Source organism: Pseudoalteromonas sp. BSi20480 (assembly GCF_000241365.1).
Classification (GTDB): domain Bacteria; phylum Pseudomonadota; class Gammaproteobacteria; order Enterobacterales; family Alteromonadaceae; genus Pseudoalteromonas; species Pseudoalteromonas marina.
This window is the reverse complement of the sequence record NZ_BADX01000073.1, coordinates 1-20,806: the sequence shown is the minus strand read 5'-3', so window position 1 is coordinate 20,806 and position 20,806 is coordinate 1. Positions and strand designations below refer to the sequence as shown.

Annotated in this window: 20 protein-coding genes and 2 pseudogenes; 9 read left to right on the top strand and 13 right to left on the bottom strand. The window is 39.1% G+C overall.

All coding sequences use genetic code 11. The features are described 5' to 3' along the window. The first annotated feature begins 106 nt into the window (after positions 1 to 106). Together P20480_RS10410 and P20480_RS10415 are read left to right on the top strand one after the other, a co-directional pair. Entirely contained in the window at positions 107 to 487 is a 381-nt protein-coding gene (locus P20480_RS10410) for a BlaI/MecI/CopY family transcriptional regulator (RefSeq protein WP_008129167.1), read from the top strand. Positions 488 to 600: 113 nt separating this feature from the next. Next, positions 601 to 2,115, top strand: coding sequence for a M56 family metallopeptidase (locus P20480_RS10415; protein WP_008129166.1), 1,515 nt, complete (start codon positions 601 to 603; stop codon positions 2,113 to 2,115). Between the two features lie 115 nt (positions 2,116 to 2,230). Here P20480_RS10415 and P20480_RS10420 read toward each other — a convergent pair whose 3' ends face one another. From P20480_RS10420 to hisG, 11 genes are all read right to left on the bottom strand, one after another. After that, positions 2,231 to 2,905 carry a glycosyltransferase family 25 protein gene (locus P20480_RS10420; protein ID WP_008129162.1) on the bottom strand — a complete coding sequence of 225 codons (675 nt, stop codon included), beginning with the start codon at positions 2,903 to 2,905 and terminating at the stop codon, positions 2,231 to 2,233. 63 nt (positions 2,906 to 2,968) lie between these two features. After that, positions 2,969 to 3,154, bottom strand: a complete 186-nt coding sequence (locus tag P20480_RS10425) for a DUF1289 domain-containing protein (RefSeq protein ID WP_006793440.1) — start codon at positions 3,152 to 3,154, stop codon at positions 2,969 to 2,971. Positions 3,155 to 3,156: 2 nt separating this feature from the next. Further along, positions 3,157 to 3,687 (bottom strand): hypothetical protein, encoded by a 531-nt coding sequence (locus P20480_RS10430; protein WP_033025356.1) that lies wholly within the window; start codon positions 3,685 to 3,687, stop codon positions 3,157 to 3,159. Between the two features lie 119 nt (positions 3,688 to 3,806). Next, positions 3,807 to 4,421 carry a bifunctional phosphoribosyl-AMP cyclohydrolase/phosphoribosyl-ATP diphosphatase HisIE gene (gene hisIE / locus P20480_RS10435; protein WP_006793442.1) on the bottom strand — a complete coding sequence of 205 codons (615 nt, stop codon included), beginning with the start codon at positions 4,419 to 4,421 and terminating at the stop codon, positions 3,807 to 3,809. Continuing rightward, positions 4,412 to 5,191: an imidazole glycerol phosphate synthase subunit HisF gene (hisF, locus tag P20480_RS10440; protein WP_006793443.1), complete on the bottom strand. Its 780-nt coding sequence runs from the start codon at positions 5,189 to 5,191 to the stop codon at positions 4,412 to 4,414. Before hisF ends, hisIE begins: the two co-directional genes overlap by 10 nt. Beyond that, positions 5,173 to 5,907: a 1-(5-phosphoribosyl)-5-[(5-phosphoribosylamino)methylideneamino] imidazole-4-carboxamide isomerase gene (locus P20480_RS10445; RefSeq protein ID WP_004586383.1), complete on the bottom strand. Its 735-nt coding sequence runs from the start codon at positions 5,905 to 5,907 to the stop codon at positions 5,173 to 5,175. The genes hisF and P20480_RS10445 overlap by 19 nt, the downstream gene beginning before the upstream one ends. Positions 5,908 to 5,940: 33 nt before the next feature. Continuing rightward, entirely contained in the window at positions 5,941 to 6,531 is a 591-nt protein-coding gene (gene hisH, locus P20480_RS10450) for an imidazole glycerol phosphate synthase subunit HisH (protein WP_008129152.1), read from the bottom strand. Continuing rightward, a complete protein-coding gene (hisB, locus tag P20480_RS10455) occupies positions 6,528 to 7,589 on the bottom strand; it encodes a bifunctional histidinol-phosphatase/imidazoleglycerol-phosphate dehydratase HisB (RefSeq protein WP_006793446.1) in 1,062 nt (353 codons plus the stop codon). Before hisB ends, hisH begins: the two co-directional genes overlap by 4 nt. Next, positions 7,586 to 8,695 (bottom strand): histidinol-phosphate transaminase, encoded by a 1,110-nt coding sequence (hisC, locus tag P20480_RS10460; protein WP_008129147.1) that lies wholly within the window; start codon positions 8,693 to 8,695, stop codon positions 7,586 to 7,588. Before hisC ends, hisB begins: the two co-directional genes overlap by 4 nt. Continuing rightward, entirely contained in the window at positions 8,685 to 9,986 is a 1,302-nt protein-coding gene (gene hisD / locus P20480_RS10465) for a histidinol dehydrogenase (RefSeq protein ID WP_008129145.1), read from the bottom strand. Before hisD ends, hisC begins: the two co-directional genes overlap by 11 nt. 5 nt (positions 9,987 to 9,991) lie before the next feature. Continuing rightward, positions 9,992 to 10,891, bottom strand: a complete 900-nt coding sequence (hisG, locus tag P20480_RS10470; RefSeq protein ID WP_008129142.1) for an ATP phosphoribosyltransferase — start codon at positions 10,889 to 10,891, stop codon at positions 9,992 to 9,994. Between the two features lie 407 nt (positions 10,892 to 11,298). Here hisG and P20480_RS19810 point away from each other — a divergent pair, with 407 nt between their 5' ends. Then, on the top strand, positions 11,299 to 11,454 hold the full coding sequence (locus tag P20480_RS19810) for a hypothetical protein (RefSeq protein WP_008129140.1): 156 nt from the start codon (positions 11,299 to 11,301) through the stop codon (positions 11,452 to 11,454). Between the two features lie 113 nt (positions 11,455 to 11,567). Here the strand turns inward: P20480_RS19810 and P20480_RS10475 are convergent, their stop codons facing one another. Further along, positions 11,568 to 12,518, bottom strand: coding sequence for a GlxA family transcriptional regulator (locus tag P20480_RS10475; RefSeq protein ID WP_008129137.1), 951 nt, complete (start codon positions 12,516 to 12,518; stop codon positions 11,568 to 11,570). 196 nt (positions 12,519 to 12,714) lie between these two features. Between P20480_RS10475 and P20480_RS10480 the strand changes: the two genes are divergently transcribed. The 4 genes from P20480_RS10480 to P20480_RS10495 all read left to right on the top strand — a co-directional run bounded on the left by P20480_RS10480 (position 12,715) and on the right by P20480_RS10495 (position 16,500). Continuing rightward, positions 12,715 to 13,338 (top strand): transglutaminase-like domain-containing protein, encoded by a 624-nt coding sequence (locus tag P20480_RS10480; RefSeq protein ID WP_008129135.1) that lies wholly within the window; start codon positions 12,715 to 12,717, stop codon positions 13,336 to 13,338. Between the two features lie 128 nt (positions 13,339 to 13,466). Next, a complete protein-coding gene (locus P20480_RS10485; protein ID WP_008129133.1) occupies positions 13,467 to 15,383 on the top strand; it encodes a DNA repair helicase YoaA in 1,917 nt (638 codons plus the stop codon). Between the two features lie 9 nt (positions 15,384 to 15,392). Beyond that, complete coding sequence (gene tsaB / locus P20480_RS10490; protein WP_008129131.1) at positions 15,393 to 16,094, top strand: tRNA (adenosine(37)-N6)-threonylcarbamoyltransferase complex dimerization subunit type 1 TsaB; 702 nt, start codon at positions 15,393 to 15,395, stop codon at positions 16,092 to 16,094. Between the two features lie 76 nt (positions 16,095 to 16,170). Continuing rightward, positions 16,171 to 16,500 carry a hypothetical protein gene (locus P20480_RS10495; protein ID WP_008129130.1) on the top strand — a complete coding sequence of 110 codons (330 nt, stop codon included), beginning with the start codon at positions 16,171 to 16,173 and terminating at the stop codon, positions 16,498 to 16,500. A gap of 62 nt (positions 16,501 to 16,562) precedes the next feature. On the opposite strand, the pseudogene P20480_RS17980 reads toward P20480_RS10495, so the two are convergent. Continuing rightward, positions 16,563 to 17,851 (bottom strand): annotated as a pseudogene (locus P20480_RS17980) (alkaline phosphatase). Between the two features lie 358 nt (positions 17,852 to 18,209). Between P20480_RS17980 and P20480_RS10500 the strand changes: the two are divergent. Beyond that, positions 18,210 to 19,061: an alpha/beta hydrolase gene (locus P20480_RS10500; RefSeq protein WP_008129123.1), complete on the top strand. Its 852-nt coding sequence runs from the start codon at positions 18,210 to 18,212 to the stop codon at positions 19,059 to 19,061. A 115-nt stretch (positions 19,062 to 19,176) separates the two neighbouring features. Next, positions 19,177 to 20,806: pseudogene (locus P20480_RS10505) on the top strand (AMP-binding protein); the annotation flags it as partial.

Sequence of the window (20,806 nt, the reverse complement as noted above, 5' to 3'; positions counted from 1 at the left end):
TTCTATCGTTTATTTTTTATTCATATGTCAATTTTGTCTTGACACTAAGGTTTCTTACTACTACATTTGTAACAGTACAACTACAAGTGTAGTAATAGGAGCAACAATGAAACTTAGTGATTTTGAAATGGATATTATGCAGCTGCTTTGGCAGGAAGAACCCTGCACCGCAAGTCAACTACATAAAGTACTTTTATCAGATAAACAAAAAGATAAAAAAGTAGCTTATACAACGGTTAAAACCATTGTTGATAGGCTAGAGCAAAAAGGTGCTATAGAGCGCTGTGGGCTTGAAGGGCGAGCTATCGTATTTAGAACTATCGTGACTCAAGACATGTTATCTGAGCAAGCTATGCCTAGTTTTATGCAACGATTTTTTAAAGGTAATTCTCGTAGTTTAATTGCCCACTTTATCAAAGAAGAAAAGCTAAATGATGAAGATATAGAATACTTACAAACGCTTTTAAAAAATAAGAAGTTAGATTAAAGGAGAGGGTAATGACGGATTATTTACTAACTTGCACGCTTATTAGCTTATGTATTTTACTTACAGTAAAAGGGTTATAAAATGCCCCTGCACGATTAAACTTTTACATTTTAATGATTGCCTTGGCATGTTGGTTTGTCCCTTGGCAGTACTTTTCCCAGCTACCGTTATTTGAAGGGACAAATCGTTACACATTCAACGTGGCGCAATTAATTCCCGATGTTAAAGCATTAATACCAAACGCTGAACAAGTAGCAACTAAGGACGAATTACAAAGCGATATGGGTATATGGGACTTATTGCCATCACTTAGTAATGTTTTTATGGTTTTAGTTTTAGCCGGTTTTGGATTGTTTTTATTACGCATGGGCTTATATGTAAAGCTTATAAAAAATCTATACATTAACTCAAAGCCAAGTCCTGAACTTAAACACATCAAAAATCAGTATCCAATTAGGCTAACAACCCATACAGAGCCAGCTTTTGCTACAGGATTAATAAAGCCTGTTATTTGGTTAGAGTCGACGATGATAAATCGTGAAGAATTAGATTCAGTCATTCAGCACGAGGCAACCCATTTACAACAAGGTGATATTTATTGGACGTGGCTTATTTGTTTTATAGAAAGCGTTTTATGGTGGAATCCTATCTGCTTAAAGTTAACTGGTTTAGCAAGAGAGCAACTTGAACTTAGCTGTGACGAGTTGTGTATGGAAAAGCTAAAAGATAAATACCAATTAGATTTAGCCAGCTTATTACTAAAAAAGCAAAACGTTATAAATAAAAACAACTTTTTTACCCCCCCACTTTTGAATATTGCTCATTCTAAGAGCTTTAATATTCAGAGGATCAAAATGTTAAACAAGGAAAAAACAATGAAAAGTAAATATTTGGTTATGGTTGCGGCGGCAATGTCTTTTAGTGCTTTAGCTGCAGCGCAAATTGTAGATGGTAATACGAGTAGTAAACAGCAAAGTAGTAAAACTTCTCAGGTACCTGTAAAAAGTGAAGCTTATAATCAACAACTTGCACAACTTCTTAAAAGTGCAGCAGGGGCAAAAAGTGATAACTCTGAACTGTTAACCCAAGCTGCGCAAGGCATTCAACAATGGCACTTAAATAGAGATAAACTTGCTGGTTTTGAAGAAGCTGAAATCAAACTACAAAGCTTTAGGCTGCTAAATCACGTTTACTCTAAACTCGAGCAATATGAAGATATATTGAGTGCTTACGAAAAATGGTATGAGCCTGGTAGTAACCCGCCTTACTTTTTAAAAAATTCACTAGCAACCGCGTATATACAACTAGGGCGTTATGAGCTTGCAGTTGAAGAGCTTGAAGATTTATCAAAACAGCTTGGAGGGAAACTACATGTTGGCTCTGCTGATAACTTAGCACTGGCATACATTTACCTTGCTGATTACGATAAGGCTTTAAAAACTCTAGAGCAGGTAGATGCAAAAGATGATGTATACGGAAATATCCTTAAATACTATGTTTATGATAAACAAAATAACCGCAAAAAGATGAACGAAATCAGTAGTAAAATCCCAGAAGTATTTGCAGTTACCCCCGCGTTATTACCGCAAACTGGCATACCAGGTTCTCAACTTTTAAGGATGTTATAAGCGTTGAGTAATTAAACTTGGAGCCTTTGAGGCTCCTTTTTCATTTTGTTTAAATTTTTTTACAAAGGCGCTTGTACAAACCTTATTAAAAATACAGCTTTTAATTTGCTGTGCTTTACGCCGCAAAAAGCTTTTTAACCTTGGTTTTAGTAGCGCAGCTTGCAATATCGCTCTGTATATCTGTATTTTGCGAAACAGGGTATGGCATAAGCGAAAAACCATTTACGTGTGTTTCCCAAATATGTTGTAAGTCGCAATCTACAGGGCGGCCAAATTGAGCTGTGGCTTTAAGTAATTGCTTAGCCCCTTCATAGCTTATTGCTGTGGCGCAGCAGCCGGTCATTAGTTTTTTATGTATGACTAATCGCTGGTGGTTATTTAGGTTTTGCTGATAGGCAATAGGGCGAGTGCGGTTTTCATAAGCGGCGAGTTTAATAAGCTGCCAGGGCTGCTGTAGCTGCTCAATATTTTTTATCGCATTATGAATGCTGTCATCAATATAAAAATCATCCTCTAGCACAATCGCGTATTTTAATTTCTCATCAACTATTTTTTGCCATGCTTTACGGTGGCTTAAATAGCAGCCAATTTGGCCATTGCTTAGCGGATAGTGATACTGTTGTTTATTCAATTGCGGGCTGTAATGTAGGTACTTTTGTAGTGTACTCAATTGTGCGCCATCTACGGCATCAATACGTTCAAATGGCAAGCTAACACGTGCCAGTTGCGTTTGAGTATTTGCGAGTCGCTGCGTTGAGCGCGCTAAGTTTATTACAAATAATGCTGCCATGATGTTCACCCCCTAGCGTTTTCAGCAATACTAAAGAGGGGCTGTTACACGCAAATGGCAAATTTATGGATTTTTTAAGTCAGCTCGCGGCTGTGCTAAAATGGCGTTTTTTTCTTCTTGAGAAAGAATGATCCAATCAAATATTTCTTCATTAGTTCGACCGCACCCAGTGCAATAACCGCTGCGACGTTCACATATGCCTAAACAGTCGCTTTTTAATTTAGATGTGTTTTTATTCGTTTTTCGCATTATTAAAATCCTAACGGTGGAGCAATTTCAAAGCGAGTAGAAAACCCATTACCTTCTTGATTTGTAGACAGTGTAATAACCGGGTTTTTAGTATCAAGTACAAAGGTGCTGTAAATTGAACTGGCTGTTTCTTTTTGGCTTTCAAACCAACCTGTTTTTGATAGGCATTGGCGTAACTGTTCAGCAAGTGTTTGATGCGAATTTACTGCATGCGTTTGCGCTTTAACAGGTGTTTGGCATTGGTAACTTACTTGCTCAGACTTATTTAAAGTAATTGTACAGGCAGATCCAATGATATGAGTATTAGTGTGCCATTGGTTTGAAAACGGGTTATTCACTTTATCTGCTTTGATTGAATTAAAACCAAACTCATAACCATTTATTAGGTTATTTACGCTGCTACATTCATCGGATGTGATTTTGGTTTTTACTGACTGATGCGTTGTAGTTGCTGTAATTGTGGTCTGATTAGTTTTGCTGGTACAGCCCGCTAAAATAAACATGATAATAAGAAGGATAATATAGTTTTTCATAGTTCACAGTAACCGATAAATTGAGCCATGCACTATAACACACATCATTTATTCAACTAAAAGGGAAAATAAAAAGGCCCATAAAATATGAGCCTCTTTTTAATTTACTTTAGTAGGCGCTATTTATGGCGACCTTGTAGGCATTTTACAACGTCTTCTAGGGCTAAGCCTTGGCGTTGTAGCAATACAGTAAGGTGATAAATTAAATCAGCCGATTCATTAGTAAGCTCATCGTTATCGTGCTTCATTGCGGCAAGCGCTACTTCTACGCCTTCTTCGCCCACTTTTTGACAGCTACGGCTTAAGTCTTTAGCAAATAATGAAGCGGTGTAGCTTTTTGCTGGGTCGTCGTTTTTACGCTCAACAATCACATCTTCTAATTGCGCTAAAAAGCTCAGGCTAGGTTTAGCGTCATCACCAAAGCAGCTTTGTGTGCCTAAGTGACATGTTGGGCCTTCTGGATTAGCCAGTACTAAAATTGAGTCGTAGTCACAATCGGTATGCACCGATACTACGTTTAAGTAGTTTTCTGATGACTCACCTTTGGTCCATAAACGTGACTTTGAACGCGAGTAAAAGGTTACTTTGTTACTTTCAAGCGTCGCCTTTAGTGCTTCGCTGTTCATAAACCCTTGCATTAAAATAACACCAGAGCGAGCATCTTGAACAATCGCAGGGATCATTTCGCTTTTAGCAAAATCTACTTGAGTTTGGTTTTGTTGTGTTACTTGCATAGTCTTGCTGCCACTTGGTTATCGGTTAAAAATTGTTTTAATTCGCCAATGTTAATCACATTTTTGTGAAAAACGCTTGCTGCTAATGCGCCATCGACTTCGCTTTGTTTAAATACATCAACAAAATCTTGCATACTGCCTGCACCGCCAGATGCGATTAAAGGAATATTACATAATGCGCGCATTTTACTTAGCTGCTCATTGTCGTAACCGTTACGTACGCCATCTTGGTTCATACAGTTTAAAACAATTTCGCCTGCGCCTAAGTCTTGTACGCGTTTAACCCATTCCTCGGTTTTGTAACGTGTACGGCTTGATGCATTAGGATCGCCGGTTAATTGATACACTAAATACTCGCCGGTCACTTCATCGTAAAAGCTATCAATACCTACAACAACACATTGCTTACCAAATTCATCGTGTAGCTCTTTTATAAGCTCAGGGCGGGCAATAGCAGGGCTGTTAATACTTATTTTGTCAGCGCCACGCTCTAGTACACGTGCTGCATCGGCTACCGATTTAATACCGCCAGCCACACAAAATGGAATATCGATGTGGCGGGCAATGCTCTCTACCCAATTTACATCAAGTAGGCGTTTTTCAACACTTGCGCTGATTTCATAAAAAACCAGTTCATCGGCGCCGGCATCGCTGTATGCTTTTGCCATTGTTAAAATATCGCCCACTATTTCGTGGCCTTTAAATTTAACGCCTTTTACTACCTGGCCGTCTTTTACATCTAAACACGGGATTATGCGTTTTGATAACATGCCAACGCCTCCTCAACACTAAATGCGCCATCAAGCAGTGATTTACCTAAAATAACGCCACCTACACCAAGCTCTTTAAGCTTTTTAATGTCATCAAGTGAACTTACGCCACCCGAAGCTTGCACTTTAATGCTGCTGTTATGGCGAGTTAAATCTTCATAAAGCTCAAACGATGGGCCAGTCATGGTGCCATCTTTACTGATGTCCGTACATAAAAAGTCAATAACGCCCAAGCTTACATAAAAATCTACAAGCTCAAGTAAACCAAACTCAGATTCACTTAACCAACCATGGGTTGCAGGAGCCCAGCCCGTGGCTGTTTTATTTACATCAAGGGCAATAACAAAGTGCTCTGCGCCAAATTGTTCTATCCAGGCTTTTACTTGCTCGCGTTTTTCTACCGCCATAGAACCAATAACAACTTGGTTAGCACCGGCTTTTAGCCAATCGCTTACATCCTGCTCTGAGCGAATACCGCCGCCCACTTGATACGGTACGTTAAGCGCTTTAGTTGCAGCTTGAATATGTTGCCACTGTTTTTTACTTGGATCGCGTGCGCCTTCTAAATCTACAAGGTGCAATTTACCTGCGCCGCTGTCGGCGTATTCTTTTAAACGTGCGCCAAGCTCAAAAGGGTAAAACTGAGCGGTGTCGTACTTACCTTGGTATAAACGAACAATTTGATTTTGTAATACGTCTAATGCTGGAATAATCACAAATAATCTCTTTATTGTTGGTTAATGGGCCGTTTATAACTGCCAATCAACAAAATTTTGTAATAAACGAGTGCCTACTTTTGCACTTCGCTCTGGGTGAAACTGCATGCCAGCGTAGTTGTCTTTTGCAACAATGGCTGAAAAGGTTTGGCCGTATTCGCCGCTTACAAGTGTTGCATCATTTACGGTGTGCGCAAAGCTATGTACAAAGTACACTTGCTCGTCTTGTGTTAACCCTTTAGTAAGTGCATGCTCTTTATTTACGCTTAAGTTATTCCAACCCATATGCGGCGACGTTAAACTACCAACATCAAGGGCTTTTACTTGCCCTGGTATTTTACCTAAGCATTGTACGTTACCTTCTTCGGTGCTTTCGCACAGTAACTGCATACCTAAGCAAATTCCCATAAGAGGGCGCTGGTATTCGTTTATAGCTTGTTGCCAGCCGTTATCTACAAGGCGCTTCATGGCAACAGATGCATGTCCAACGCCTGGTAATATTGCACGCTCAAAACCAGCTAATTGCTCTGGTGAGGTAATGACTGTTGGCGTTTGACCTAAGCGTTCAAAGGCAAAACGAACTGAATTTATATTGGCACACCCGGTATTAATTATGGCAATCATAAACATCCCTTAGAGCTGGCTGTTTGTTGGGTCGTGTCTTGTGCTACTGCCATACGAAGGGCACGTGAAAATGCTTTAAATAAGCCTTCTACTTGGTGATGACAGTTACCGTCGCTCACCGATAAAATAAGGCTAATAGCGGCATTATCGCTTAAGCTTTTGAAAAAGTGCTCCACCATTTGTACGTCTAAATCGCCGGCTTTTTCGCGGCTAAAGTTAGCGTTTAATACAAATGAAGCGCGGCCCGATAAATCAATTTGTGCTTCAGCTTTACACTCATCCATAGGTAGCGCAAAACCATAGCGCGCTATTTGCGATTTAGTGCCAAGCGCTTGTTTAAGTGCAACACCTAGGGCAATACCTATGTCTTCAACAAGGTGGTGCTCGTCTATGTGTAAATCGCCTTTCGCTTTAATATTTAGACCAATGTTGGCGTGGGTGCGAATTTGATCAAGCATATGATCAAAAAAGCCAAGGCCTGTTTCAATGCTGCCGTTTTTAGTTTGATCTAGGTTTATGGCTACATCAATTTGGGTTTCTTTGGTGTTACGCGTAACACGGCCTTCGCGATTGGCCGTGGTTAGCTTTGTAACAATGGCAGGCCAGCTGCCATCATACAAAATGCCTTCACAACATAAGTTTTGTGCAAGGCCAATATCTGTTTGGCGATCGCCAATTACATATGAACGTGCTAAATCAACTTTGCCAGAGCGCATAAGTTCAGTTAATAAACCTGTTTTAGGTTTACGGCAATCACAGTTTTGCTCGTCAAAGTGTGGACAAATTAATACCTCGTCAAAGCTAATGCCTTGGCTTTGCATTATGTCCATCATTTTATCTTGGGCTATGTCAAAGTCAGCAGTCGGGAAGCTGTCTGTGCCTAAGCCATCTTGATTCGATACCATCACTAAACGGTACCCTGCGGCTTGTAACTGTAATAAAGCCGGGATAACACCAGGTAAAAACGCTAATTTTTCTAGGCTGTCTACCTGTTTGTCGGTGATTGGCTCTTCAATTATGGTGCCGTCACGGTCAATAAATAAATAGGGGTTACTCATGATACTTCTTGTCCTGATAAAAGAGGTGAGGTTGCTGGCTTATCAAGGCCATCTAACCAAATTTTTACTTGCTCAAGTTCTTGCTCATTACCAATGGAGATACGTAGCCAATCGTCTTCACCGTATAGGGTAAACGCGCGCATCACTAAGCCTTGTTCAAGTGCTACTTTAAAGTAGTTTTTGTCGGCTAATTTTAAGGTAACAAAGTTACCTTCACCAGTGAGAATTTTTAATGCAGCAGGGGATGCGTTTAACCACTGGACAAGCTTAGCCTTTAAACTATTTAAAATAGTCACTTGGCGGCGCATTGATGTAATTGCATCAGGCGCTATGGCTTGTGCAGCAATACTTGCTACCACGCCCGATACCGGATACGGCGCAATAACTTTACGAATAGGTGCAAGTACACTTTCTTGTGCAAGTGTAAAACCGGTTCTTAGCCCTGCAAGCGCAAACGCTTTAGATAAAGTGCGCAGTACCACTACATTACTATATTTGTTAATCAGCGCTGTAGCACTTTGCTCAGGGCAAAACTCAATATAGGCTTCATCAACAATAACTAAGGCTTTACCGGCAAGCGCTGTTGCCAGTGCTTTTACTTTTTCAAGGGGGGTTAAGCTACCAGTTGGGTTATTTGGGTTACAAATAAACACCAGTTTTGAGCTGCCCACTGCCTCAACTATTTCATCAACACTGCCATCAAGTAATAGCGCTTGGGTTAAGCCATTGATTGCAACGTTATGCGTATCAGCGGTTACTTTGTACATACCGTAGGTTGGCAAAAATAACGCAATGCTGTCTTTTGCAGGTTCGCAGTAGGTACGTACTAAAAGCTCAATGCCTTCATCGGCGCCGCGCGTCATTAATACGTTTTCGCTTTCAAGCTCTGCATACGCAGCATAGCGGTCAATAACCAATTGCGGTTGTGGATCTGGGTAGCGATTTAAATCTTCAATACTCAGTTCAATATTTTTAGCGTACGGGCTTTCATTGGCATTTAACCACGTTGACCCTGTTAGCTTTTCACTTTTAGCAGAGCTGTAGGCAGCAAGGGCTGCAATATTTTGTGGTAATAAGCTAGTCGCTTGTGCGCTCTCATTGCTCATTTTTAATTGCCTCTAAACGAATTGAAACCGCATTTGCGTGTGCATCAAGGCCTTCTGCATCTGCTAGTGGTAAAATAGCTTTTGACAGCTGTGTTAGGCCACTTTTACTTATAGTTTGTACTGTGTAAGTGCGGAAAAAATCAAGCAAGTTTAAGCTTGAATAGGTTGCACTGTAACCGTAGGTAGGTAACACGTGGTTAGTACCCGATGCGTAATCGCCCGCTGATTCTGGCGTGTAGTCGCCAACAAATACCGAGCCTGCATTTTTTACTTTATCTAAGTAAGGTGTTGAATCTGCTAATTGCAAAATTAAGTGCTCAGGGCCATATTGCGCTGATACGTCAAATGCTTGCTCAACAGAGTCCACTAAAATAAGTGATGAATTAGCCAGAGCTTGCTCGGCTGTCTCTTTGCGGCTTAATTTAACAAGCTGACGTGTAAGAGCCTGCTGCGTTTGCTCAATGATACTTTCGCTGTTACACAATAAAATAACTTGCGAGTCTGCGCCGTGCTCAGCTTGCGAGAGTAAATCTGCCGCTATAAATTCTGGGTTTGCACGCTCATCTGCAATAACTAGTACTTCAGAAGGGCCTGCTGGCATATCGATTGCCATACCAGGAATTGTTTGCGCAACAAGCTGTTTGGCCATCGTTACAAAGCTATTACCTGGGCCAAAAATTTTGTTCACTTTAGGCACTGATTCAGTGCCGTAGGCCATTGCGGCAATTGCACCTGCGCCACCGCTTTCAATTAAAGTTGTAATGCCACATAACTTAGCTGCATATAATATCGCAGGGTTAATGCTTTCATCACCTTGTACAGGGGTTGCAAGTACGACGGTTTTAGCACCACTTAATTGTGCAAGTACACCTTGCATAATAACCGATGATGGCAGTGGAGCACTGCCACCAGGTACATAAATACCCACAGCTTCGATGGCCTGATATTTCAGTTCACATTCAACGCCAGGTTGGGTTGATAACTTAATATCTTTAGGCAATTGCGCTTCGTGAAAACGTTTAACGTTTGCATAAGCGGTGTCAATTGCGTATTTAAGCTCTGCGCTTAGTGCCTGCTCTGATGCGTTTATTTCATCAAGCGGTACACGTAAACGAGGGTTAGCTCTATTATCAAACTTTTTAGCCATATCAAGTAAGGCTTTATCACCTTGCTCTTTCACATCGCTCATAATTGTTTGGCATATAGCTTCAACCTTTGCGCTGGCAGAAACCGCAGGGCGCATTAGCGCCGCTGCTTGTACTTGTGAAGATTCCTCATTCCAACGAAGCATGGTACTTACTCCATCATTTTTTCAATTGGCATTACTAAAATAGAGTTAGCGCCTAGGGCTTTAAGCTGCTCCATTGTTTCCCAAAATAATGTTTCGCTGCTTACCATGTGAAGCGCTACATATTCTTCATTTCCAGCAAGTGCTAGTAGAGTAGGTTGGCCAGAGCCTGGTAAAATTTCGCAAATTTCATCAAGTTTAGTTTTTGGCGCGTGTAGCATAATGTATTTGCTTTCTTTGGCTTGTTTAACACCACGAAGGCGCGGCATAAGCTTATTGATTAGCGCGAGTTTGTCTTCATCTTGAAGATCTTTATTTTGAATTAAACACGCGTTTGATTCTAAAATTGTATCACCTTGAATCAAGCCGTTCGCTTCAAGCGTTGCACCGGTAGAAACTAAATCACAAATTGCATCAGAAAGACCGGCACGTGGGGCTACTTCTACAGAGCCTGTAAGCATTACAGTGCTTGCATTAATGCCTTCGCGCTTTAACCACTGTGTTAAAATTTCTGGGTAGGTTGTTGCAATACGTTTGCCTTCAAACCAGCTTTTATCACGTGGACCAAGCTCTTGTGGCCATGCAAGTGCAAGGCGGCAGTAACCAAAGTCTAGTTTTGCTAGTTTGCTAACTTCGCTTGGTACACCTTGGCGTTCACGTTCTGCTTGTACTTCTACTAGTACGTTTTCGCCAACAATACCTAAATCACAAACACCGTCCATTACTAAGCCCGGAATATCGTCATCGCGCACACGAAGTACGTCAATTGGCATATTGGTTGAGTGTGCAATTAAGCGTTGCTCACGTAGGTTTAATTTAACACCTAGTTGCTTTAGTAAATCTTGACAATCTTTAGACAGGCGTCCGCCTTTTTGGATGGCGATACGTAGACGATTTGTGTTATTCATTATTCATTTTCCTTTAATTTAAAAACTAAAAACCCCGAGGGGAACCTCAGGGCGAAAATGAATCAATGTGTTTTGAATCGCCAGAGGTTCCTTTTAGGAATAACCTCTCAGCGAAAGACCTGACAGGTTATTCCGGTGAATGGTGGTGATGATGTACTGTTGTCAGGTTTAAGCGCATTTTATTTCCTTTGTGCTGCTCGTTACTAACGTAACGCTGAACAAATATTTGTTTTAATAAATTTCGCGATTATAAAAACATATTATGCACCACTATGGCAAGTGTTTTTTAAGCTTAATTAAAGCATATCTTATAACTGCCGATACTATAGATGTAACTGCATTAGTTTGTATTATATCAATTGGTTGATTTTCACTCACAACTAGGCTTTGGCTCTAAGGATGTATTAATGGATATGATGATCCCTTATTTGGGTAGAATAACGCGACTGTCAATTGAAACTAAAGGGGCATTCCATATTGCAGGTGTGCAAAGTAGCGCGGCGAGTGAAAAAGTAGAACTTGAAAACAAAAAAAGAGAGAATTACAGAAAAAGAAAAAACTAAACGGTTTAAGTGATGAGACTCTACCGTCAACTCAGAAAAAAGCGTTAATAAAGATGACGATGGTATTGAGCATTTAGACACATGGGCATAAATGCTCATAAAATTAAAACTTATTATTCATTTTTACGCCACTTTGCGGGTGTTAGCCCTGTTGTTTTTTTAAATAGGCGGGTGAAGAAACTGCTGTTTTCGTAGCCTACGTTAATTGATATTTCGTTTACGGTTTTATCAGTAGACAGTAATAGTTTTTTGGCTTTGTCTATTCTCACTTCTTGCACGTACCTATTTATAGATATACCGGTTGCTTGCGTAAATCGCCTCTTTAAATTGCGCTCACTAAAATTAAAGTATTTTGCTAACTCAACGATTGTGATTACGTTGCTTGAGTGATTATAAATCCAGTCTTGCACTTCACTAATTTTTTCGTCTCTGTGGCTACTATATTTTGGTAATGCAAAATTTAACTTACCAGAGTCAGAAATAAGTAAATGTGTGGCACATTGCTGGGAAAAGCGATCGCCTTTGTCTTTTGCAACTATTTCTAGTAGTACACTTATTCCCGCCTCAAAAGAGCCCGTTGTATAGATACTTCCCATTTTTAAATACGATTTATGATTAATAAACTGGCAGTCGGGAAATAGTTTTCTTAATGGTTTAACCAAACTCCAATGAGTTGCAATGGCTGTGTTATTTAACTCGCCTGTGGCGGCTAAAAAATAAGAACCAGTGCTCAAGCTGAGAATAGACGTACTACTATTGATTTTAGGTATTAACCATTCAATTATTAATATACTGCTAGAGGGCATGCTCTTTAATTTAGAGCCCTCAATTGGTGGAATAATTACTAAATCATACGGTTTCTCAGAAAGCGAATTATCGGCAACAACAATTGAATTACTTGAGCTTGTTATAGGTGCACCGTCTGTCGTAACTATTTCTACGTTATAACTTTGAGGTAATGAATAATGCGAGTCGAGTAACGAAACAATGGTAAAAAAGTCTTTAGCTAATAATACGCTGACTGCCCAGCATCCCTCGTAGGCAATAATTGCTATATTTTTCATAATTTCATTTGGCCCAATCGGACTGTTAAAAGTACCCGTGAAGACATATTATTTTAATCTTTGTAAAAGTAACATTAAAACCTACTTTAAATAGCGGTTATTTTTTTAAGTGATTGTTTTAAAGTTGTTTTGTTTCATATTAAATGCATTTTAAATATTTTAATTTATAAAAATCAGAGTCACAAAGGGGAATGGTTTGCAGCAGTATATACAAAATGATGCTTATTTTAATCAAAAGCACAGTGAAATAAATAACTGGTTGAAAAATGTTAAAGGCCATGACGATCGCACTAAGGCCGTTTCAATTTATTATCTTGTAAGAGATGGAATTAAATATGATCCTTTTACACTTTTAGATGGGGCAAAGTCACTTAGTAGTGACTATTGCTTAGACAATAAAGCAGCATACTGTATTCCAAAGGCATCATTACAAATTGCATTGAGCCGAGCTATTAATATTCCTGCCCGCTTGGGTTTGGCAGATGTTCGTAATCATTTAAGTACACCTAAGTTAGACAAGTTACTAAAAAATGATGTGTTTACAATGCACGCTTATGTAGAGCAGTTTATTGAGGGAAAGTGGGTGAAATCGACACCTGCCTTTAATAAAGAGCTATGTGACCTCGTTAGTATAAAGCCATTAGAATTTGATGGAGTAAACCACTCTTTATTTCATCAATTTACTGCTGACGGCGAAAAGCATATGGAGTATTTAAAAGATCATGGGCAATTTGATGCAATGCCAACGACACTTATTAACAAAAGTTGTGATCACTATTACCCGCATTTAGCTCTCGATTTTTCAAATATTGGTAAGTAAATATTTTATATGTATTGCTCCTTTTGCAGTCTTTATTACTTAATTTTAATTTTTATATTTTGTTAGGAGGGGGATTTGCTTGCCCTTGGTTACAGCCTTACGTAAAATCGCGCTATTGTTTTTAAAATGTGATTGCTGTTATCAAACAATTGTTTAGTGCAACCGGCCCCTTAGCGTTATCTTTTGATGGCTACACACCACGTCAACCGCAAATTGATATGGCCGTTGCAGTTGCCCAAGCGTTAAAAAACAGTTCCCAACTCGTTGTTGAGGCCGGCACAGGTACAGGCAAAACGTTCGCTTACTTGGCACCCGCGCTTAAGTCTAAGGGTAGAACAATTATTTCTACTGGCTCTAAAGCATTGCAAGAGCAACTGTATCATCGTGATTTACCTCAATTAGTAAAGGCACTCAGTGCTACAAAAAAAACGGCTTTACTAAAAGGTCGCGCTAATTACTTATGTACTTACAGGCTAAATCAACATGTTGCGCATGTGCCTACAGACGATCCCGATGTTATGCATCAACTTGCCATGGTTGCTAAATTTGCAAGTGAAACACAATCAGGCGATTTAGCTGATTGTATTGGTATAGAAGATGACGCCAAAGTTTTACCTTATGTGAACTCCACTGCAGATAATTGTTTAGGTAAAGAGTGTCCAGACTTTCAAGAGTGTTACATACGAAAAGCGCGTTTAACTGCTGCTGAAGCTGACGTTGTTGTTATTAATCATCACTTATTTTTTGCAGATATGGCTGTTAAAGAAAGTGGGTTTGCTGAATTGATGCCCACAGCCGACGCTTATATTTTTGATGAAGCTCACCAATTAAGCGAAATTGCCAGCGACTATTTTGGTGAAAGTGTAAGTACTAAAAAGCTGGTGGATTTAATTAACGATTTACGCGCGATATACCGAGCTGAAATTCCTGATATGTTACAACTTGGTAAAAGCTTGAATAAATTAGAGACCAGTGTAGCTGATTTACGCTTGCAGTTTGGTATCGATGGCAGTAGAGGTGATTGGCGAGAAAAGCTAAGCGATAAGCAAATATGTGCAGCACTGCATCGTGTCATTAGCGATTTGGACTTTGTTTATCAAGTACTAAAACTATGCTTAGACAGAAGCGATAAAATAGAACATCCGTTTGAACGGGCTTTAGCATTTAAAGGTCAATTAGAGCGGGTTTTTGATACAGCACAAACTGGTTTTAGTTACTGGTATGAGACAACACGGCGTTTTTTAACTATAAATATTACGCCGTTAAATGTATCAGCAAAATTTTCACAAATGATGCAAGATACCGGTGCTGCATTTGTATTTACCTCTGCAACGCTTTCGGTTGATAATAAGCTTGACCACTTTAATGTAAGCTTAGGGTTAAAACCAGCACAAAGCATGATGGTTGACAGCCCGTTTGATTACCCAAACCAAGCATTATTGTGTTTGCCAAGATACTTGCCAGAATCGCATGCTGATAATATGCCTCATGCTATTGTAAAATTAACCCTTGAGCTTATAAAATCAGCGCAAGGGCGCTGTTTTGTGCTTTTTACAAGTTACCGTATGATGCATTTAGTTGCAGAGGGGCTCACAACGCAAATAGACTACCCCGTTTATATGCAAGGGCAAATGTCTAAGCGGATTATTTTAGAAAAATTTACCCGCCATGGTAATGCAGTTCTACTCGGTACGGCATCATTTTGGGAAGGGGTAGATGTGAGAGGCAGTACATTAAGCTGTGTTATTATAGATAAATTGCCTTTTGCAGCGCCAGACGACCCCTTGTTGCAAGCTAAAATGCAGGATTGCCAAATGCAGGGAAAAGACCCATTTGCACATATCCAATTACCACAAGCAGTTATTGCCTTAAAGCAAGGTGTAGGGCGATTAATTCGCGATAGCAAAGATAAAGGCGTGCTTGTTATATGTGATAATAGATTAGTAACACGCCAATATGGTCAAGTGTTCTTAAAAAGCTTACCTGCAATGCGTCGTACGCGAAGCTTAGAAGTCGCTAATACATTTTTACAACAAATTAATTAGAGTAATAAAATGATCAAACGTAATATTCTTGCCCTTGATGCTTCAACAGAAGCACTATCACTTGTTTTACATTATAAGGGAGAGACATTTCATCATTTTGAAGAGTGCCCTCAGCAGCATAGTCAAAAAATTCTACCTTTGATTGATGAGTTATTGGCCAAAGCAAATTGTAAATTAAAAGAATTGGATGTTATTGGTTTTGGCCAAGGGCCCGGTAGTTTTACAGGCGTAAGAATTAGTGTTGCTATAGCTCAAGGGTTAGCGTACTCAACTAATTTACCATTGGTAGGTGTTTCTACATTGGCTGTTATGGCGCAACAAGCATACGAGCAAAACAACAGCTCACTTGTTTTTCCAAGTATAGATGCGCGTATGGGTGAAATTTACTTTGCACAATACCAAGAAAATAATGGTTTAATGGAATTAGTTAATAACGAGTGTGTTATTAAACCTGAACTTTTAACTAATGAGTATATAACGAGTAACGAAGCATCAGTTGCAGTAGGCACAGGTTTTAAAACGTACCCTGATGCATTAGCAAACTTTGAAAACATCACTATTAATACAGACATAACATTACCAGATGCACGTTTTATGCTTGCCTTTGTTGATGCCGCATTTATTGCAGGCCAGGGCGTTCAAGCAAGTGATGCCCAACCAAAGTACGTTCGTGATACTGTAACATGGAAAAAGTTACCAGGGCGCGAATAAAACAGTACCGCGTTAATTTGCAAATTGATTGTTTTTAAATCATAATTTTAGTTATGTTTAAGGTTGGAGAAGCGTGATGACGCTGCCTATTGGCTCAGGTTTTTTTACAGGTGATATTCCTGGTAGAGTAATCCCTGCTAAGGGAGTAATTGCAAGACCACAAGGTTTGGCAGATCAAGCTGCTGCTCAAAAAACAAATACTGATTATGTAAAAACCAGTGCCGAGGGCGTTGAGCTTGCTAATAGATTGTTCAAAACTAGCGCAAAGGGTGAAAACTTCAGCCAAACAATTTACGACCAGCCTAGTGCAAAAAATAGCAAAGCCATTTCTACCTATACTGAGTTTGCAAATTTAGAACGCAGAGCTGAAGTACAAAATTTAATAGGGGTAGATATTTACGCTTAAAAAGTAATCAACCTTTAATAAAAAAAACCGAACATAGTTCGGTTTTTGTTCTTATACGTATTTTACTGTTCTATAAAGTGTATTAACTTATCAGCTATATCTGTATTATTTTGAGAGCCAACAAATTGCTCACTCCCTTTACCATAAGCAAAAACTTGTACGTCTACTGCAGTATGGCCACCCGTAGTCCATCCAGTAAAGCTTGTGTCACTAATAATACTTTTAACGGCTAAGTTGAGTGCTTTGTGACCCATAGATTTAGCTTGCTCTAGTTTTATTTTGTTTTCAGGGGTAAATGCAATGCTGGTATATTTATTCCACACTGATTTTAAATCATCAGACTCAAGTAAGTGTTGTGTAATTGTACCCGCTGTTGCTTTTACGCCATGCACAACATCTGCTTCCCACTTATATTGGCCGTGCGCACCCAATGTTAAGCCACCTGTAGAGTGATCAGCAGTTATAACTAATAAAGTATCTTTATTTTTATCAATATACGCTTTAGCTTTTTCGATAGCAGATGCAAAGTCATCCATTTCGGCCATGGCACAAGCTATATCGTTTGCATGCCCACACCAATCAATTTGGCTACCTTCAATCATTACAAAAAACCATCTTTATTTTGATTGTCTAGAAGGTCGAGTGCTTTAGAAGTAAGCTTAGTTAACCTTGTTGGGTTTTCGTCTAACGCAAAAGGTAAGCCTTTAGCGGCATATAAACCGATAGCTGGAAGTTGCGTAATTTGATTAAGGTTTTGAATATCGTCACCATACTGGTAACCCGCTGCTTTAAATTCGTCAACTAAATTTCTATCGTCTCGAATAAAGTATTTAGTACCACCACCCAGCATTAGGTCAACGGGTAGTTTGCCTGCAATTTTATTATCAATATAATCATTAGCAATTTCGTCGTAATTATTACGTGATTCATTATGAGCGGCAAAGCTTGCTGGTGTAGCGTGGTTTATTTGTGATGTAGCTAATAGGGCTGTAGTCATGCCTCGCTGTTTAGCGATTTCAAGCATTGTTTTAAGTGGTTTTTTATCAGTATCTACGGCAATTGCACCATTATAACTTTTATGCCCGCTGCTCAACGCTGTCGCACTTGCGGCGCTATCGGTTACAACTGTGTGATCGTCAGGGTAAGTACGCGCCATTCCTGTCAGCATGGTATCAAAAACGGTTTGCTCAACAGACTTTGTAGTGGGGTCATCTTTAAAATAACGATAAGCAGTAGTATAAGCAGGCCCCATGCCATCACCAATCATATAAATTACATTTTTAGGTGCAGTTTCGGCCATTGCACCAGATGCAGTGCACATTAGAGCTAACACACTTAATTGTTTTTTCATGTTTTATGTACCTTTTGAGTGTACTTTATTAATAGCTAAATTATTGTATACCTTAACTATGATAAATAAATTAATAGATTGCGACAAATGATGATTTAGCTATATATAAGCGATTATTGTGCGTAAAAATTATTGTAAAGCCGTTAAAATATCTATTAGGAAACACCAAATAACAAAAAATACACACATAATAGTCGAGCTAAATTAAAAATAACATTATGAATAAATGACGGTTTTTATTTATTCTTCTAGGTTGCAGTTGTAGCCTCAGCGACTAAAATAACAAACATTTAGTGAAACTATTTAGTGGTCTGACAACTTGTATGTTATAAATTTACAAAAATAAAAAGAGGTTTATGTGCGGCCATTTAATATTCAAACACGTAATTTAGATATTCATGGTTTAAAAATAGGCTCTGGTGAAGAGGTAGTAATAGCACTTCACGGTTGGTTAGATAATTGTAAAAGTTTTAAGCCCATGCTTGATGGCCAAAAGCCAGAGCAAACTTGGTACTGTATTGATTTTTCTGGACATGGTTTAACATCGTGGCGCAGTGATGACGCACATTACTATTTTGTTGATTACATCGATGATGTTTATCAATTTATTGAAGCCATTGGTGCTGACAAAGTTCATTTAGTCGGGCATTCTATGGGAGCTATGGTCGCGGGTCTTTTCGCCAGTTGCTTTAGTCAAATGGTTAAATCGGTAAATTTTATTGAGGGTATTGGCTGCGTAACAACACCCAGCGAGGAAGTTACGGAGCAACTAAAAAATGCTGTGCTTAATCGTGCAAGAACGCATAATAAAAAAACAAGAATATATCCCTGTAAAAAAGATATTTACGAGGCACGGTCTAAAACAACCGACTTAGATGTTGAATTAATTTCGCTATTGATGGAACGAAATATCAAAGCAGTCTCTAAGGGTTTTGCACTAACAACCGATCCTAAGCTCAAAAATCATTCAGGTTTTAGGTTTGATGAAGTGCAATGTATTGGTGCAATAAAAGAATTAATTGCACCATGCCAATTAATTTTAGGTAACCAAGGTTACGTGTTTGTAAAACAAAATTTAGAAAAGTATATTAATTATTACAATGACTTGAGTGTAATTAATGTGGAGGGTGGGCACCATTGCCATATGCAAAGTAGCAAAGAATGTTATGAACACATTCAAGCATTTATGGTGCAAAGTGGTGCACGTTAATTGTATATTGACGTTAAATGTGGGATTATTCCCGCATTAGAGTATTTGCTCAATTGTTAAAGTGCCTTACTTAGATTAAGGTTAATAAAAATATAACTATAAACAGGGGCTAAGAGTGGAAAAAATCTGGCTTAAGCGCTACCCAGAAGGTATGCCTGAAACAATCGATCCTGAGCATTACAACTCGTTACTCGAAGTGTTCGAAAAAAGTTTTTCTGATTACAAAGATTTACCTGCATTCACAAACATGGGTAAAACGTTGTCGTATGAAGAAATAGACACAGCAACTAAAAAAGTTGCCTCGTATATTCAAAATGATTTGGGACTCAAAAAAGGCGACAAAGTTGCCGTAATGATGCCTAACTTATTACAAACACCTATTTCTATTTTAGGTATTTTACGAGCAGGGTGTGTGGTAGTTAACGTTAACCCTTTATACACTGTACGTGAGCTCGAACATCAGTTAAAAGATTCAGACACAAGCGCCATTTTCATTCTTGCAAACTTTGCAGATACTCTTGAAAAGGCTTTAGGTAAAACAGACGTTAAACACATCGTGGTTACACAAGTTGGTGACATGGTGGGTGGCCTTAAAAAGCACATTGTTAACTTTGTTGTTAAGCACGTTAAAAAGATGGTGCCTAAATACAACTTACCAAACACGATTAAATTTTCAGATTTGTTAAACGCTGACGAAAATGCTTACACACGCCCTGAATTAAATTTATCTGACCTAGCATTTTTACAATACACAGGCGGTACGACCGGTGTATCTAAAGGTGCTATGTTGAGCCATGGTAATATGGTGGGTAACCTTGAGCAGGTGTCTGGATGTTTAGATAAGGTACTAAACCGTGGAACAGAAGTGGTTGTTACTGCACTTCCGCTTTACCATATCTTTGCACTTACGGCTAACTGCTTAACGTTCATGAAATATGGTGGTTTAAACTTATTGATTACTAATCCGCGTGATATGCCGGGTTTTGTAAAAGAATTAAGCCAAACTAAATTTACAGCAATCACCGGTGTTAACACATTATTTAATGGTTTACTAAACACACCAGGTTTTGATGAACTTGATTTTAGCCACCTAAAAATGTCGTTAGGTGGTGGTATGGCGGTTCAACGTCCTGTTGCTGAAAAGTGGCAAAAAGTGACGGGGTCAAAACTGATGGAAGGCTACGGCCTTACTGAATGTGCTCCACTTGTTACAATTAGCCCTTACGACTTAGAGTCTTATAACGGTTCTATTGGTTTACCTGCACCAAATACTGACATTAAGCTAATGCTTGAGAATGGTGAAGAGGCAGCTAAAGGTGAGCCTGGCGAATTATGCGTTAAAGGCCCTCAGGTTATGCTTGGCTATTACAAGCGCCCAGATGCCACAGCCGAATGTTTACAAGACGGTTGGTTTGCAACAGGTGACATTGCTACATATGACGATGAAGGCTTCTTCTATATAGTAGATCGTAAAAAAGACATGATCATAGTATCTGGCTTTAACGTTTTCCCAAATGAGATTGAAGAAGTTGTTGCAATGCACGACGGTGTGCTTGAAGTGGCGGCTGTTGGTATTCCTCATGATGTCAGCGGTGAACAAGTTAAAGTTTTTGTTGTTAAAAAAGACCCTTCTTTAACTAGAAAAAGATATAATAAACCATTGTCGTGATAATTTAACTAATTACAAGGTTCCAAAACTCGTTGAGTTTAGGGATGAGTTACCTAAAACAAACGTAGGTAAAATA